At 69.8% G+C, this 15,783-nt stretch carries 16 protein-coding genes and 1 pseudogene; 16 read left to right on the forward strand and 1 reads right to left on the reverse strand.

Features of this window, described 5'->3' with window-relative positions; genetic code table 11:
- Positions 1 to 37: 37 nt before the first annotated feature.
- From MNOD_RS01580 to MNOD_RS01620, 9 genes are all read left to right on the forward strand, one after another.
- Positions 38 to 898: a phosphoribulokinase gene (locus MNOD_RS01580; RefSeq protein ID WP_015927075.1), complete on the forward strand. Its 861-nt coding sequence runs from the start codon at positions 38 to 40 to the stop codon at positions 896 to 898.
- Positions 899 to 955: 57 nt separating this feature from the next.
- Entirely contained in the window at positions 956 to 1,768 is an 813-nt protein-coding gene (locus MNOD_RS01585; RefSeq protein WP_244424642.1) for an AraC family transcriptional regulator, read from the forward strand.
- 46 nt (positions 1,769 to 1,814) lie between these two features.
- Positions 1,815 to 2,654, forward strand: coding sequence for a methyltransferase domain-containing protein (locus MNOD_RS01590; RefSeq protein WP_198157574.1), 840 nt, complete (start codon positions 1,815 to 1,817; stop codon positions 2,652 to 2,654).
- 94 nt (positions 2,655 to 2,748) lie between these two features.
- Positions 2,749 to 3,525, forward strand: a complete 777-nt coding sequence (locus tag MNOD_RS01595; protein WP_015927078.1) for an HAD-IA family hydrolase — start codon at positions 2,749 to 2,751, stop codon at positions 3,523 to 3,525.
- A 41-nt stretch (positions 3,526 to 3,566) separates the two neighbouring features.
- On the forward strand, positions 3,567 to 4,763 hold the full coding sequence (locus tag MNOD_RS01600) for a sensor histidine kinase (RefSeq protein WP_015927079.1): 1,197 nt from the start codon (positions 3,567 to 3,569) through the stop codon (positions 4,761 to 4,763).
- Between the two features lie 182 nt (positions 4,764 to 4,945).
- On the forward strand, positions 4,946 to 5,887 hold the full coding sequence (locus MNOD_RS01605; RefSeq protein WP_015927080.1) for an ABC transporter substrate-binding protein: 942 nt from the start codon (positions 4,946 to 4,948) through the stop codon (positions 5,885 to 5,887).
- A gap of 5 nt (positions 5,888 to 5,892) precedes the next feature.
- Positions 5,893 to 6,666 carry an ABC transporter permease gene (locus MNOD_RS01610; protein WP_015927081.1) on the forward strand — a complete coding sequence of 258 codons (774 nt, stop codon included), beginning with the start codon at positions 5,893 to 5,895 and terminating at the stop codon, positions 6,664 to 6,666.
- 11 nt (positions 6,667 to 6,677) lie between these two features.
- Positions 6,678 to 7,472, forward strand: a complete 795-nt coding sequence (locus MNOD_RS01615; RefSeq protein WP_015927082.1) for an ABC transporter ATP-binding protein — start codon at positions 6,678 to 6,680, stop codon at positions 7,470 to 7,472.
- A gap of 140 nt (positions 7,473 to 7,612) precedes the next feature.
- Positions 7,613 to 8,836 carry an NAD(P)/FAD-dependent oxidoreductase gene (locus MNOD_RS01620; protein WP_015927083.1) on the forward strand — a complete coding sequence of 408 codons (1,224 nt, stop codon included), beginning with the start codon at positions 7,613 to 7,615 and terminating at the stop codon, positions 8,834 to 8,836.
- Positions 8,837 to 8,843: 7 nt separating this feature from the next.
- On the opposite strand, the gene MNOD_RS01625 is transcribed toward MNOD_RS01620, so the two are convergent.
- Positions 8,844 to 9,146, reverse strand: a complete 303-nt coding sequence (locus tag MNOD_RS01625) for a helix-turn-helix domain-containing protein (RefSeq protein ID WP_015927084.1) — start codon at positions 9,144 to 9,146, stop codon at positions 8,844 to 8,846.
- A 286-nt stretch (positions 9,147 to 9,432) separates the two neighbouring features.
- On the opposite strand from MNOD_RS01625, the gene MNOD_RS01630 reads away from it, so the two are divergent.
- From MNOD_RS01630 to MNOD_RS42550, 7 genes and pseudogenes are all read left to right on the forward strand, one after another.
- Complete coding sequence (locus MNOD_RS01630) at positions 9,433 to 9,906, forward strand: META domain-containing protein (protein ID WP_425277494.1); 474 nt, start codon at positions 9,433 to 9,435, stop codon at positions 9,904 to 9,906.
- Between the two features lie 252 nt (positions 9,907 to 10,158).
- The gene (locus tag MNOD_RS01635) at positions 10,159 to 11,292 is read left to right on the forward strand and encodes an ABC transporter substrate-binding protein (RefSeq protein ID WP_015927086.1); all 1,134 of its coding nucleotides are present in this window, start codon (positions 10,159 to 10,161) and stop codon (positions 11,290 to 11,292) included.
- Between the two features lie 222 nt (positions 11,293 to 11,514).
- Positions 11,515 to 12,396, forward strand: a complete 882-nt coding sequence (locus MNOD_RS01640) for a branched-chain amino acid ABC transporter permease (protein WP_015927087.1) — start codon at positions 11,515 to 11,517, stop codon at positions 12,394 to 12,396.
- A gap of 5 nt (positions 12,397 to 12,401) precedes the next feature.
- Positions 12,402 to 13,247 carry a branched-chain amino acid ABC transporter permease gene (locus MNOD_RS01645; RefSeq protein WP_015927088.1) on the forward strand — a complete coding sequence of 282 codons (846 nt, stop codon included), beginning with the start codon at positions 12,402 to 12,404 and terminating at the stop codon, positions 13,245 to 13,247.
- Entirely contained in the window at positions 13,244 to 14,044 is an 801-nt protein-coding gene (locus tag MNOD_RS01650; RefSeq protein WP_015927089.1) for an ABC transporter ATP-binding protein, read from the forward strand. The genes MNOD_RS01645 and MNOD_RS01650 overlap by 4 nt, the downstream gene beginning before the upstream one ends.
- Positions 14,041 to 14,790 carry an ABC transporter ATP-binding protein gene (locus tag MNOD_RS01655; RefSeq protein ID WP_015927090.1) on the forward strand — a complete coding sequence of 250 codons (750 nt, stop codon included), beginning with the start codon at positions 14,041 to 14,043 and terminating at the stop codon, positions 14,788 to 14,790. Before MNOD_RS01650 ends, MNOD_RS01655 begins: the two co-directional genes overlap by 4 nt.
- 138 nt (positions 14,791 to 14,928) lie before the next feature.
- A pseudogene (locus tag MNOD_RS42550) lies at positions 14,929 to 15,723 on the forward strand (IS481 family transposase); the annotation flags it as partial.
- Between the last annotated feature and the right edge of the window lie 60 nt (positions 15,724 to 15,783).

Here is a 15,783-nt window from a genome sequence, read left to right on the forward strand (position 1 = left end):
TAGGATCGGGAACTAGAGCAACGGGACTGGCCGCGCGATGTCCGCCCTCCACCCGATCATCTCGGTGACGGGCTCCTCGGGAGCCGGCACCACCTCGGTGCGCAACACCTTCGAGCAGATCTTCCGCCGCGAGAGCGTCACGGCGGTCTACATCGAGGGCGACGCCTTCCACTCCATGGACCGCGCCACGATGCGCAAGGCCATGGCCGCGGAGCCGACGCTGAGCCATTTCGGCGAGCGGGCGAACCTGCTGCCCGAACTCGAAGCGGTCTTCCGCGCTTACGCGGAATCCGGCCGCGGCCGCACCCGCCACTACATCCACGACCGCAACGATGCCGAGCGCTGGGGCGGCGAGCCCGGCACCTTCTCGGAATGGGAGGAGTTCGACGCGGAATCCGACCTCCTCTTCTACGAGGGCCTGCACGGCGCGGTGCACAACGAGCGCATCAACATCGCGCAATATGCCGACCTCAAGATCGGCGTCGTGCCGGTGATCAACCTCGAATGGATCCAGAAGCTGCACCGGGACCGGGCCACGCGCGGCTACTCGACCGAGGCGGTCACCGACGTGATCCTGCGCCGGATGCCCGACTACGTGAACGTCATCTGCCCGCAATTCACCAACACGGACATCAACTTCCAGCGCATCCCGACGGTCGACACCTCGAACCCGTTCATCGCCCGCTGGATCCCGACCGCCGACGAATCCATGGTGGTGATCCGCTTCCGCGACCCGAAGGGCATCGATTTCCCCTACCTGATCTCGATGATCGCCGGCAGCTTCATGTCGCGCGCCAATTCGGTGGTCATCCCCGGCGGCAAGCTCGACCTCGCGATGCAGCTCATTCTGACGCCGATGATCCTGCAGCTCGTGGAGCGGCGGCGGCGCCTGCTCTGAGATGGCGCTTCACTGACGCAGCCGGACGGGACCGATGACGATGAAGCCGAGACTCGCATGACCATGCCGGGGCCGATGCACCGGGCCGAGCAGTTCCGATCGGCCGTTACGGGGATCGAGGCGGTTGCGCTGGCCTCCAGGCGTCACTTCCCCCGCCATGCGCATGATCACTTCGGAATCGGCGTAATGCGATTCGGCGCGCACCGGTCCTGGAGCGGCATCGGGCCCGTGGAGGCGGGTGCCGGGGACGTGATCACGGTCAATCCCGGGGAGATGCACGACGGCCACCCGGTGGATGATCGGGGACGGGGCTGGACGATGCTCTATCTCGACCCCGGTCTCATGGCCCGAGAGATGCGGGACGAGACACCCGGCCCCTTCGAGATCACCCGGCCGGCCGTTTCCGATCCGGGGCTGGCCGATAGCCTCACGCGCCTGTTCGCCGGGATGATCGCACCGAAGCCGGACCTTCTCGCCCTCGAAGAGCGATTGCTGCGGACGCTGATGCTCCTTCTGCGCCGGTACGCGAACCGGTTCCCGCCGGTTCGCGAAGCATCGCCTCCGGTCGCCCGCGCGCTCCGGCGCCTGAACGAGGCTCCCGAGATCCCGGTCACGCTCGGCGAGCTGGCCGCCCTGTCGGGGGTGAGCCGGTTCCAGCTCCTGCGCGGCTTCTCCCGCGAGGTCGGCACGACGCCGCATTCCTACCTCATCCAGCGGCGGGTCCGCCTCGCTCGGCAGCTTCTGGCTGCGGGACAGCGCCCCGCCGAGGCGGCGATCGCGGCCGGCTTCGCCGATCAGAGTCACATGACCCGCGCCTTCGTTCGCCAGTTCGGCGTCACCCCCGCCCGGTATCGGTCCGCCGTGGCCTGAGCGCTCCAGGCAATCCCGTTCAAGACGCGAGATCCGCCCCGACCGGATGATCGGCCCGTTCAGGAAAGGCCGGGGTCACATGGATCAGCACTATGTTCACGGGTACGACGGCGTGGAGAGCCTGCGCCTGCACGATCAGGCGAGCACGCTGGAGGACCTGCTTCACGGCGACACCGCCTACCCGGGCGGCAGCACGATCCTCGAAGCGGGCTGCGGCGTGGGCGCCCAGACTGTTGCGTTGGCTCGGAGAAACCCGGGCGTGAAGATCACCTGCGTCGATGTCTCGGCGCGATCTCTCATGACGGCGGAAGCGCATGTGGCAGCGGCGGGCCTTCCTCGTCCGGATTTCCGCCAGGCCGACCTTCACGCGCTGCCTTTCAGTGAGGCGTCCTTCGATCACGTCTTCGTCTGCTTCGTCCTCGAGCATCTCGCTCGGCCGGCCAGGGCGCTGGCCGAGTTGCGGCGCGTGGTGAAGCCGAATGGCACCATCACGGTCATCGAGGGTGACCACGGCTCCACATTCTTCCATCCCGATGACAGCGACGCCCGAGCGGTCATCCGATGCCAAGTGGATCTCCAGCGGGCGGCGGGCGGGGATGCGCTGATCGGCCGGCGTCTCTTTCCGTTGCTGGCGCAATCCGGCTTCGATGCCGTCCGCGTCTCGCCACGCCTCGTCTACGTGGATGCAAGTCGCCCAAACCTCGCCGAAGGCTTCGTCCGGAAGACGTTCACGGCCATGATCGCGGGTATCCGCAGCCCCGCAACCGCTGCGAACCTGATCGACGGCGCCACATTCGACTCCGGGATCAGAGCGCTCCTCCGGACATCCGAAGCCGACGGCGTTTTCTGCTACACCTTCTTCAAGGCCGTTGGCCGGAAAGCGTGACCAGCGCAGGCCCACCCAGCCGGGCAGATGCGGGACCGGCTCCCCGCCCGCGCCGAGCCGCGCTATAGACCAAGGTCCGAAGGATGAAAGCGCGGTGCTCAAGGCTCTGATCTTCGACGTGGACGGCACGCTGGCCGAGACCGAGCCGGTACACCGGGAATCGTTCAACCGCGCCTTCGCGCGGTTCGGCCTGCCCTTCTCCTGGGACGAGGCGCTCTATGCGGATCTCCTCCAGGTGACGGGCGGCAAGGAGCGGCTGCTGCACTACCTCGCCCATTACCGCCCGCCGGGTGTCGAGGGCATCTTTCCGCTCCTCCCGGAGATCTACGCCGCCAAGACCCGGGCCTATGTGGAACTGGTGGCGGCCGGGCGGCTCGTGCCGCGTCCCGGCATCCTGCGGCTCGTCGCCGAGGCGAAGGCGGCGGGACTCCGGCTCGCCATCGCGACGACGAGCCATGCCGACAATGTCGCGGCCCTCATCGCCGCCCTGTTCCGGACGGGACGCGGGCCGTTCGACCTGGTGGCGGCGGGCGACGCGGTGACGGCCAAGAAGCCATCCCCGGCGGTCTACGACTTCGCCCTCGCCCGGCTCGGCGTCGCGGCGACGGAGGCGGTCGCGTTCGAGGATTCGACCAACGGCGTGCGCGCCGCGCGGGCGGCGGGGCTGCCCGTCGTCGCGACGCCGAGCCAGGCGCTGCCAGTAGACGATCTCGGCGAGGCGCCGGCCATCGTGTCCGATCTCGGCGAGCCGGGTCTCCCGCACCGGCTGCTGGCCGGCGATCCCTGGCCCGCAGGCATGGTCTCGGTCGACGCCCTGCACGGGTGGCATGCCCGCCAGGCCGCCGCTTGTCCTGTCGAAGGGATGGCGTAAGACTCAAAGGCAAGTCTCCCGCCGCGGCGGGGCGGCGGGACATGTGTGGATTCCTCTCGATGTCGGGTGAGTGGTCGAACCGGGACATGGCGGAATCCGGGCGCGCGGAACTGCCCTATCGGCTCCGGCAGCAAGGTTTCCTCGGATCCCTCACCCGGATGCTCCTCCAGAGCCGCGACCTCGGCGCGTTCCTGCAGCGGGCCTGCGACGCCGCCGCCGAAGGTCTGGGCGCCCCCTGCGCGCATGTTCTCGAATACCGCCCGCACGATCACGACTTTCTGATCCGGGCCGCGACCGGCTGGCCGGAGGGCACCATCGGGGCGACCTGCCCGGCCGCCGACGAGGCCGCGCCGGCCGCCTACGCCTTCCGCACCGGCGCGGGCGTCCTGGCGAACGGGTTGCCCGACACCGCGGGCTTCCGCCTGCCCGACCCTTTCGGGGGAGCGGGCATCCGCCACGCGGTCAACGTGCCGATCGTGCTCGGGGAGGACGGCCGGCGGGCCTACGGCGTGCTGGAGGTCTGCGGCCGGGAGGATCCGGGCTTCGACCGCGCCGATCAGGACTTCCTCGCGGGCCTCGCGGGGCTGATCGGCCTCGCGGTGGAGCGCTCCCACGCGGATCAGCGCCTGCGCGATGCGCTCGACCATCAGGCGCTGCTCGCGCGCGAGATGAGTCACCGGGTCAAGAACAGCCTCGGCGTGGTCGCGGGCCTGCTGCGTCTCCAGGCGCGCGATACCCATTCGGAGGAGGTGCGCTACGCCCTGGAGGATGCGGGCGCCCGCATCGCCACGGTGGCGCAGGTGCACGACCATCTCTGGCGGGGGCTGCATGTCGGCACCGTGGAGGTCTCGGGCTTCGTCCGCGAGTTGGTGAGCAAGCTGCAGGAGGCCGCGCCGGGCCATCCGCTCCGATGCGAGGCCGACCCGCGGGTGATCGCCGCCGATCAGGCGATTCCGATCGGCCTCATGGTCAACGAACTCGTCACCAACGCCGTCAAATACGCCTATCCGGGCGGCACCGGCCCGGTCGAGGTCACCGTGGCGGTGCAGGGCAATCGGCTGCGTGTCGACGTGTCGGATCACGGCGTCGGCCTGCCTCCCGGCTTCGACGTGCATTCCCGCCAGCGCAGCCTCGGGCTCAAGATCATCAACAACCTCACCCGCCAGCTCGACGGCCGGCTGTCGGCCGAGCCGAACAATCCGGGCGCGCGATTCGTGCTGGAGATGCCGCTCGGCTGATCGGGCTGCAGCATGCCGGTCCCGGAGGACCTTGGTGGCAACCGCCACGCCCCTGGGCTGAGCTGATGCGTCGCTCCCGCCCGCTGCCTCTCACGCAGGCAGGCTGCCTGCCAATATGTCTATACAAGTGAGGGGGCCGCGGCTACGAAAGAGCACGTGACGAAACGGCAGCGGGGGACGGGATGAGAGCGGCTGCGATCGGGATGGGCCTTGCCGCGCTGCTGGCGGCTCCGGCTTTCGCGCAAGGGACCAAGGTCACGATCGGGATGAGCGGCTGGACGGGCTTCGCTCCGCTCACCCTCGCCAAGGAGGCCGGGATCTTCCAGAAGAACGGCCTCGACGTCACCATCAAGAAGATTCCCCAGGCGAGCCGCCATCTCGCCATCCGCTCGGGCGACGTGCAATGCGCCGCGACGACCGTCGAGACCTGGGTGGTCTGGAACGCCAACGGCGTGCCGGCGAAGCAGATCTTCCAGCTCGACAAGTCCTACGGCGCCGACGGGCTGGTCGTGCGCAACGACATCGCGGCGATCAAGGACCTCAAGGGCAAGACGGTCGCGGCCTCGGTTCCGGGCACCGCGCCCTACTTCACCCTCGCCTGGATGCTGAAGCAGAACGGCCTGTCCCTGAAGGATGTGAAGGTGGTCAACCTGGAGCCGGGCCCCGCCGCCCAGGCCTTCATCGCCGGCCAGAACGACGCGGCGGTGACCTACGAGCCCTATCTCTCCTCCGTTCGCGCCGCGCCGCAGGCCGGCAAGATCATCGCCACGACCCTCGACTACCCGATGATCATGGATACGTTCGGCTGCACGCCGGATTTCCTGAACCAGAACCCGAAGGCCGCCAAGGCGCTCGCCGACAGCTACTTCGAGGCCCTCGACCTCATCGCCAAGGATCAGGCCAAGTCCTTCGAGATCATGGGCGCCGACGTGAAGCAGACCGGAGAGGCCTTCGCCGCCTCGGCGAAATTCCTGCGCTGGCAGGACCGGGCCGCCAACAAGGCCTTCTTCTCCGGTGGGCTGCAGAAGTTCTCAGCCGAAGCGGCCGACCTGCTGCTCGAGATCGGCATCATCAAGCAGAAGCCGGACATCGACAGCCTCGCGGACGCCCGCTTCATCCAGTGAGCGGGATGCGTCCGCTCCAGCCGGTCGGCCGCGTCCCGCGCGCTGTCCTCGGCGTCGGCTTCTTCGTCCTGTTCGTGCTGGCCTGGGCTGTCGCCACCCTCGGCGGCTTCGTGCCGGTGACGTTCCTCGCCGACCCGCTGACCATGCTGCAGGACGGCTGGCTCCTGCTGACGCGGTTCGGCTTCCTGTCGGATATCGGCGTCACCGTCTGGCGGGTGGTCGGCGGCTTCCTGCTCGCGGCTGTCGTTGCGGTGCCCCTCGGCATCCTGATGGGCGCCTACAAGCCGGTCGAAGCCTTCTTCGAGCCCTTCGTGTCCTTCGCCCGCTACCTGCCGGCCTCCGCCTTCGTGCCGCTGCTGATCCTCTGGGCCGGGATCGGCGAGATGCAGAAGCTCCTCGTCATCTTCATCGGCTCGGTGTTCCAGATCGTCCTGATGGTGGCGGTCTCGGTGGGGCAGGTGCGGCGCGACCTCGTGGAGGCGGCCTACACGCTCGGCGCCAGCGACACCGGCATCATCCGCCGGGTCCTGATCCCGGCCACCGCCCCCGACATCGCCGAAATCTTGCGCCTCGTGCTCGGCTGGGCCTGGACCTACGTCATCGTCGCCGAGCTGATCGGCTCCTCCTCGGGCATCGGACACATGATCATCGAGAGCCAGGCGCTGCTGGCGACGGGCCAGATCATCTTCGGCATCATCGTCATCGGCCTGATCGGCCTCGCCTCGGACTTCCTGTTCAAGGCGGTCAACCGGCAGGTCTTCCGGTGGAAGCTCGCGTGAGGGAGGCCCGCATGAGCGCGCCCGCCGCCGTCGCGATCGAGGGCGTGTCGCGGGTCTTTCCCGGGATGGGCGGGCGGGCCCCCTTACGCGCCCTCGACCCCACCGACCTCACGGTCGCGGCCAACGACTTCATCACCATCCTGGGCCCTTCGGGTTGCGGGAAATCGACCCTCCTGCGCATCGTCGCCGGGCTCGATCTCCCGAGTTCGGGCCGCGTCCTCGTCGGCGGGCGGGAGGTGCGCCGGGCGGGGCCGGACCGGGGCATGGTGTTCCAGTCCTACACCCTGTTTCCCTGGCTCACCGTCGCGGAGAACATCGCCTTCGGCCTGCGCGAGCGCGGCGTGCCGATGAGCGAGCGCCGCGAGATCGTCGCGGCCTATATCGACAAGGTGGGCCTGCGCGGCTTCGAGGGCCACTACCCCAAGCAGCTCTCCGGCGGCATGCAGCAGCGCACCGCGATCGCCCGCGCGCTCGCCAACGATCCGGCGATCCTCCTGCTCGACGAGCCCTTCGGCGCCCTCGACAACCAGACCCGCGGCCTGATGCAGGAGCTGCTCCTCGGGATCTGGGAGCGCGAGCGCAAGACGGTGATCTTCGTCACCCATGACATCGAGGAGGCGGTGTTCATGGCCTCGCGGGTGGTGGTGATGACCGCCCGTCCCGGCCGCATCAAGGCCGACGTCCCGGTCGACCTCGCGCATCCGCGCCACTACACCGTGAAGACGAGCCCCGCCTTCTCGGACCTCAAGGCCCGGCTGACGGAGGAGATCCGCAGCGAGGCCGTGCTGGCCGCGCTGGAGCACTGATACCAACGATCATTTCCAATGACCGTTGGTTCCGCTCTCGAAGTGTCGCCAAGCCTTTGGCTTGGTGTCGACACTTCGAGATGGTCAACAGCCCGATGCGTCAGCATCTTGGGCCGTTGGTATGATTCTGGGAGGTCGGCATGGGAGGCATCGTCGTGGTGGGCACCGGCCAGGGCGGCTTCCAGCTCGGCGCCTCCCTGCGCGAGGGCGGATACCAGGGACCCGTGACGCTCATCGGCGACGAGCCGGGCCTGCCCTACGGACGCCCGCCGCTCTCCAAGGCCTACCTGATGGGGAAGACCGATGCGGCCGGCCTGCTGCTGCGGGCACCCGGCTATTATGCCGAGCACGGGCTCACGATCCGGTCCGGCGAGCGGGTGGCGGCGCTCGACCGTGCGGCGCAGCGGGTCGAGCTCGCCTCGGGCGAGCGGCTGCCCTTCGACCATCTCGTCCTCGCGACGGGCGCGCGCAACCGCCCGCTGCCCGTGCCGGGCGCCGACCTCCCCGGCGTGCATCAGCTGCGCAGCCTCGCGGAGGCCGACGCGCTCAAGGCCGCCCTCGCCGGGGTCACCCGGGTGGCCGTCGTTGGCGCCGGCTTCATCGGGCTCGAATTCGCGGCCGTCTGCTCCAGCAAGGGGCTGTCCGTCACGGTGATCGAGGGGCTGGACCGGGCGCTTGCCCGGGCGGTCTCGCCCATCATGGCGGGCGCCATCACGGCCTCGCACGAGGCGGCGGGCGCGCGCCTCCTGTTCGGGGCGCAGGTGGAGGCGATCGCGGGGCGCGAGCGGGCGACGGGCGTCGTCATCCGGGGCGGCGGGACGGTGGAGGCCGACCTCGTCCTCATCGGCATCGGGGTGCTGCCGAACCAGGATCTCGCCGAGGCCGCCGGCCTGCCGATGGGGAACGGCATCGAGGTCGACGCGATGCTCTCGACCGCCGACCCCGCGGTCTCGGCGATCGGCGACTGCGCCTCCCATCCCTCGCCCCATGCGGACGGCGCCCGGGTGCGCCTCGAATCGGTGCAGAACGCAGTCGACGGCGCCCGCTGCGTGGCGGCCCGGCTCACCGGCCGGCCGGCCGCCTATACGGCGGTGCCCTGGTTCTGGAGCGACCAGGGCCCCCTGAAGCTCCAGATCGCCGGCTTGAGCACGCCCGCCGATGCGGCCGTGACCCGCGGCGCGCCGGGGGCGAGCTTCTCGGTCTTCCGCTACCGGGAGGGCCGCCTGGTCTGCGTCGAGTCCCTCAACCGCCCCGCCGACCACATGATCGCGCGGCGCCTGCTCCAGGCCGGCACGAGCCTCAGCCCCGAGCAGGCGGCCGATCCCGGCTTCGACCTGAAGGCCTTCGCGCTCACCTCCGCCTGACAGCGGCTCAGCTCGTCCCGTCGTCGTTCTCGGTGGTGAGCTCGCGCGGGTGGATGCCGTCATTCACCGGACCGCTGCCGCGCAGGCGCGCGCCGGGGTCGCCGGTGTCGGTGAACGTCACGCCGGCCGCGACCAGGGCACCCCGGAGCGCGTCCCGCTGTCCGCGCGACGGAGGATAGGTGCCCGTCTCGAAGTGGCGGATCACCGCCGCGTCGACATTGGCATGCAGGGCGAGATCCGCCTCCGACCATCCGAGCAGGTCCCTCGCCCGCCGCACCTGTCCCGCCGTGATGTCGTTCCCGCCGTTCACTGCCCACCTCTTCGGTTCGGCCCGGGGCTGAGTCGCCTCGCCCAAGGCTCGTCACTCACGCTAACGGTTCGGTTGGCCATTCGTTTCCGTACGGCCAAGCTTTGCTCGAATCACCCGATCGTACAGCCAAGCTTGCGGCAAAATTGCAACAGTCTTGCGAAAGACTCGACTGTCCCCCGGCCGCGCGAATGCGCGGCCCCGCCGACGGGTTGCACGGCTCCGCTCGCCTCACTAGAGTCCGCCGCAACAGCAAGGCTCGATGGGGCAACCAATGATGGCGATGCGGATGGCGGCTGCCGCCGGTGCCGTCGCGCTCGTGGCGTTTGCCACTCAGGCGTCGGCGCAGGCGATCCTGGGATACGGGCAGAAGAACCGCGACAAGCCGGATCAGAAGCAGTACATCCCGCCTGCCAAGGCGCAGGAGAAGATCTTCCCGCTGGATTCCACCTGGACAGCCGTGAGCCTGAACGGCAGGCCGTTCGCGGGGGCGGATCGTCCGAGCTTCATCATCGACAAGCAGTACCGCGCGCGCGGTTTCGGCGGCTGCAACACCTTCGCGGCGACGGCCTTCCCGCTCAAGGAGCAGCACCTCGCGGTGGGCCCGCTCGCCATCACCAAGAAGTCCTGCGACAAGGCCGTGAGCGCCGCCGAGATGCAGTTCTTCACGGCGTTCCGCACCTCCGCGCAGTGGGACATCGTCGGCTCGCAGCTGGTCATCAAGTCCCAGGCCGGCGAGCTGCGCTTCGACCGCGCGCTCTGACCGATCGCTCCGGCCCGGCCGGCAAGCGGATCCGCCCTGCGGGTCCGCTTTTTCGCGTGAAGTGCGGCGCGAGCCGCGCCGATCGCCGCTCTCGGCATGAATCCGCCGGGTCGGCACGTGGAACGCCGATTGTCCCCCGCCCGCGGCTGCTCTAAGGCAGCAGCCGATCTTTCCAAGAAGACCGGCGCCCTGTCCGCGGTGCGGCTCGCGGCGGGAGGCGGCGCGCGGCCGGACGGTGCGAGGGAGGCACGAATGCGTGTGCTGATGAGAGGATTGGTGGCCGCGGCCCTGCTGGCCGGGGCCGTGACGGGAGCTGCGGCTCAGGACAAGACGCCGGTGAAGCTCGGCGCCATCGAGATCCTGACCGGTCCCAACAGCCGCTACGGGATCGCGATCCAGCGCGGCTTCGATCTCGCCGCGGCCGAGATCAACAAGGGTGGCGGCGTGCTGGGCGGTCGGCCGCTCGCGCTCGTCTACGAGGATTCGGCCGGCGCCAAGGAGCAGGCACTCAACGCCGCCCGCAAGCTCATCGGCCGGGACAAGGTTCCGCTGATCCTCGGCCCCACCCTTTCGAACGAGATGTTCGCCGCAGGCCCGGTCGCCAACGAGCGCAAGGTCCCGATCGTCGGCACCTCCACCACCGCGAACGGCATCACGGCGATCGGCCCCTACGTGTTCCGCACCTCGCTGCCGGAGGCGGACGTCATCCCGGTGACGCTCCGCACCGCGAAGGAGAAGTTCGGCATCAAGCGCGTCGCCGTGATGTACGGCAACGACGACGCCTTCACCAAGTCGGCCTACGACGTGATGAAGGGCGCGCTGGACAAGCTCGGCATCGAGGTGCTGACCACCGAGACCTTCGGCTCCAAGGACACCGACTTCTCGGCCCAGCTCACCAAGATCAAGGGCCTGAACCCCGACGCGATCGTGCTGTCGGCGCTGGTCGAGGCGGCCTCCGGCATCGCCCTCCAGGCCCGGCAGCTCGGCATCGACCCGAAGGTGTTCATCATCGGCGGCAACGGCCTGAACTCGCCCAAGCTCGGCGAGATCGCGGGCGCGGCGGCCGACGGCACCATCGTCGGAAGCCCCTGGTTCATCGGCAAGAAGGACCCGGCGAATCAGGCCTTCGTGGCCTCCTTCCGGGAGAAGTACGGCGACAGCCCCGACCAGTTCGCCGCCCAGGCCTACGACACGCTGTTCATCGTAGCGAAGGCCATCGACGCCGCCGGGGCGCCCGAATCCGAGAAGATCAAGGATGCGCTGATCAAGGTGAAGCATACCGGCGTGATGGGTCCGTTCTCGTTCTCGGAGAGCCGCGATCCGGCGGACACGTCCGGCGTGGTGGTGCTCACCATGAAGGGCGGCAAGTTCCAGCTGCTGGAGTGAGCCCGAAGCGCGGGGATCCCCTCTCCCGGGTGGGAGAGGGGCAGGGGGTGAGGGTGGCACGGTTTCGAATAAAACACTGAGCGTCGCGCTGGCAGCGGCACGGTTCAGGGTCTTTGCTGCACCGTCTCCACCCTCACCCCTGCCCCTCTCCCAAACGGGAGAGGGGTTCTTCCCGTGGGTCCCTCCAGGTCGTCGCCCGCACCACCGAATCATCTCTTCCCCATGCTTGAGCAGCAGCTCGTCAACGGCGTCGTCCTCGGGGCGACCTACGCCCTCTTCGCCATCGGCTTCACGCTGATGTTCGGCGTGATGGGCGTCATCAACCTGACCTACGGCGTCTATTTCGCGATCGGCGCCTTCGCGGCCCTGTGGTCGACGCAGAGCCTGAACCTCGGCATCGCCGCCGCCCTGCCGGTCGGAGCCCTGGTCGCGGGCCTGATCGCGGTGGCGATCGACACGGCGCTCCTCACCCGGCTGCGCAAGGCCAAGGCGCCGGAACTCGCCTCCCTGATGGTGACCCTCGGCGCCACGCTCTTCCTCTATGCGGGCCTTGCCGCGTGGCTCGGCACCGAGATCCGGCGCTTTCCCGCCGCAATCTTCGAGGGCGGCGCCTACAGCCTCGGCAGCATCCGCATCGGCACCACCCAGATCCTGATCGTCGGCGCCGCTATCGCCTTCGTGATCGCCCTGATGGCGCTGGTGCGCGGCTCGCGCCTCGGCCTCGCCATCCGGGCCGTCGCCGAGAACCCGGACGCGGCCGCGCTGATGGGCATCAATGGCGGGCTGATGCTGCGCGTCGTGTCCTTCCTGTCGGGCGCCATCGGAGGCGCAGCGGGCGTGCTCGTCGGCCTCAACTTCAACGCCATCCAGCCCTTCATGGGCGAGCACATGATGCTGCGGGGCTTCGCGGTGATCATCGTGGGCGGCCTCGGGGACCTGCGCGGGGCCCTGGTGGCCGGCCTGCTCCTCGGCTTTGCCGAGGTGCTGACCGCCGCCTATCTGTCCTCGACCTTCAAGGACCTCACCGCCTTCGCGCTCCTGGTGGCGACCCTGTGGTTCCGGCCCATGGGCCTGTTCGGCCGCGCGGCCGCCAAGCGGGCCTGACCGCCATGTGGGAGGCCCTCGACGATTTCTACTGGACCTATCAGAGCCTCATCCACGGCATCGGGGTGAACGGGCTCCTGGCGCTCTCGATCTACGTGGTGCTGGCGGTGGGCCAGCTCTCGCTCGGGCAGGCGGCCTTCATGGGCGTCGGCGCCTATACGGGGGCGCTGCTGACCGTGAAGTTCGGCACGCCCTTCGCGGTCTCGATGGCCGCCGCCGCGGCGGTGCCGGCGTTGATCGCCCTCGTGGTCGGCGGCCCGACCCTGCGGCTCACCGGCGTCTACCTCGCCATTGCGACGATCGGGCTCGGCGAGATCACCCGCATCGTCTTCCTCAACTGGGATTACGCGGGCGGGGCGCTCGGGCTCTCCGGCATCCCCGAGAGGGGCGGGGTCGGGGCGATCTACGGCACGCTCGCGGTCGTGCTCGTCGGCCTCATCCTGGTCGCGCGCTCGCGCGTCGGGCGGGCCATGGAGGCGATGCGCGAGGACGAGGCGGCAGCCGGCGTGATGGGCGTGAACCTGCCGCGCTACCGCATGACCGCCCTCGTGGTCTCCTCCGCCCTCGCCGGCATCGCGGGCTGCCTCTCGGCCCATGTCTCCTCCTTCATCGGCCCGAACGAGTACGGGTTCGAGACCGCCGTGACCATCCTCAGCTACGCCCTCCTCGGCGGCATCGGCTCGCCCGTGGCGCCGGTCCTCGGCGCCGCGATCCTCACCCTGCTGCCCGAGGTGCTGCGCCCGCTCGCGGATTTCCGCCTCATGGTGAACGGCCTCATCATCGTGATCGCCGTGCTGTTCATGCCGCGGGGCATCCTGCCCTGGCGCATCGCCCGGACGGGGGCCCGATGAGCATGCCGGCCCCTTCCCTGCTGGTGGCCGAGGGCCTGACCCGCCGCTTCCAGGGCCTCGTCGCCGTCGATGGCGTGGATCTCGCGGTGCGCGAGGGCAATGTCCATGGCCTGATCGGCCCGAACGGAGCGGGCAAGACCACCCTGTTCAACCTGCTCTCGGGGGTGCTCGCCCCCACGGCCGGCAGCGTGCGCCTCGACGGGCGCGCCCTCGACGGCCTGCCGCCCTACCGGCGCACGGCCCTCGGGCTCGCCCGCACCTTCCAGAACATCCGCATCTTCACCGAGATGACGGTGCTGGAGAACGTGATGACCGGCATGCATGCGCGGCTGTCGTCCGGGCTCGGCATCCTCCTGCGCAGCCCCGGCTTCCGGGCGGAGGAGCGGGCCGCCAAGGCGCGCGCCCGCGAGCTTCTCGCCTTCGTGGGCCTCGCCGAGGCGGCGGAGCGGCGCGCCGGCAGCCTGCCCTACGGCGACCAGCGGCGGCTGGAGATCGCCCGGGCGCTCGCCTGCGAGCCGCGCCTCGTCCTCCTCGACGAGCCGGCAGCGGGCATGAACCCGGCCGATACGCATGCGCTCCTCGGCCTGCTGCGGCGGCTGCGCGACGAGCGCGGCCTCACCCTGCTCCTCGTCGAGCACGACATGCCCCTGGTCATGAGCCTGTGCGACCGCCTCACCGTGCTGAATTTCGGCCGCCGCATCGCGGACGGGACGCCCGCGGAAGTGCGCGCCCACCCGGCCGTGATCGAGGCCTATCTCGGCACCAAGGCGGCGATCCCGCAGGGAGCGGCCTCGTGAGCGCGCTCCTCAGCGTGACCGGCCTGCGCCTCGGCTACGGCCGGGCCGACGTGGTGCACGGGCTCGACCTCACGGTCACTGAGGGCCGGATCGTCTCGCTGATCGGCTCGAACGGAGCGGGCAAGACCACGATCCTGCGCGGCCTCTCGGGGCTCCTGAAGCCCCGCGCGGGCGAGATCCGTTGGGGCGGCCAAGCGGGCGAGGGTACTTCGGGCGGGAACCTCCCGGGCCTGGACCTGGCGGGCGAGCCCGCCCACCGCATCGCCCGCCGCGGCATCGTGCAGGTGCCGGAAGGTCGGCAGGTCTTCGCCAACATGACGGTGGCCGAGAACCTGCGGCTCGGCGCCTATCGGGCGAGTCATGCCGAGGCTGCGCGGCGGCAGCAGGCCGTGGTGGCGCGATTTCCCCGGCTCGGCGAGCGGCTCTCCCAGCAGGCCGGCTATCTGTCGGGCGGCGAGCAGCAGATGCTCGCCATGGGCCGCGCCCTGATGGCCGAGCCTAAGCTCCTTCTCCTCGACGAGCCCTCGATGGGCCTCGCTCCGCTCATCGTGGATGAGATTTTTTCCATCATCGCGGCGCTGCGGGCCGAGGGCCGCACGATCCTGCTCGTGGAGCAGAATGCCGGCGCCGCGCTCGCCATCGCGGACGACGCCTATGTGCTGGAGACCGGCCGCATCCGCCTCCAGGGCCCGGCCGCCGAGGTGGCCCGCAATCCGGAGGTGGCGGCGGCCTATCTGGGCCTTTGATACGGCTTCCGGTTGATCCGTTCGGAAACGAGTACGCGTGGGAACCGCGGGATCCCCTCTCCCGTGCGGGTGTATAGACCGGAGACAAGGGTTACAGGTGTTCGGAGACATGGGTGACACAATGGCCAAGAGCAATCGATGCGGGAGCGTGTCGTGCCTTGGCAAGAGGTGTCAGTCATAGACAACCGCGCCGAGTTCGTGGGTCTGGCCCAGCAGGAGGCGGCGAACGTGGCGGCGCTGTGCCGCCGCTTCGGGATCAGCCGCAAGACTGGCTACAAGTGGCTGGGCCGGGCGCGGAGTGGCGCGGGCTTGGACGACCGCTCGCGGCGCCCGCACGCCAGCCCGGCCCGCACGTCCCCCGAGATGGAGGAGGCGGTGCTGGAACTGCGCACGGCTCATCCGAGTTGGGGTGGGCGCAAGCTGCGCCGACGGCTGCAGGATCAGGGCCAGGAGGTGGTCCCGGCCGCCTCGACGATCACCGCCGTGCTGGCGCGCCACGCCCGGCTGGGCCAACCCGATGCCCCCAGCATCCCGTTCACCCGCTTCGAGCACCCCCGGCCCAACGCTCTCTGGCAGATGGACTTCAAGGGCCACTTCGCCCATGCCGGCGGCCGCTGCCACCCTCTCACCGTGCTGGACGACCACAGCCGCTACGCGCTCTGCCTGGCGGCCTGTGCCGACGAGGTCACCGCGACCGTGCAGGGGCAGCTGAGTGCCACGTTCCGGCGCTACGGCCTGCCCGAGCGGATCAACCTGGACAACGGCAGCCCCTGGGGCAACGGACCGGGCCAGCGCTACACGCCTCTCACCGTGTGGCTGCTGCGGCTGGGCATCCACATCAGCCACAGCCGGCCCTACCATCCGCAGACCAACGGCAAGGACGAGGGCTTCCATCGCACCCTCAAGCGCGACGTGCTGCATGGCGCGTTCTACGCCAGCCTGGCGGCCTGCCAGCGGGCGTTCGATCGCTTCCGGCTGATCTACAATTGCTCA

This window comes from Methylobacterium nodulans ORS 2060 (assembly GCF_000022085.1).
Lineage (GTDB): Bacteria > Pseudomonadota > Alphaproteobacteria > Rhizobiales > Beijerinckiaceae > Methylobacterium > Methylobacterium nodulans.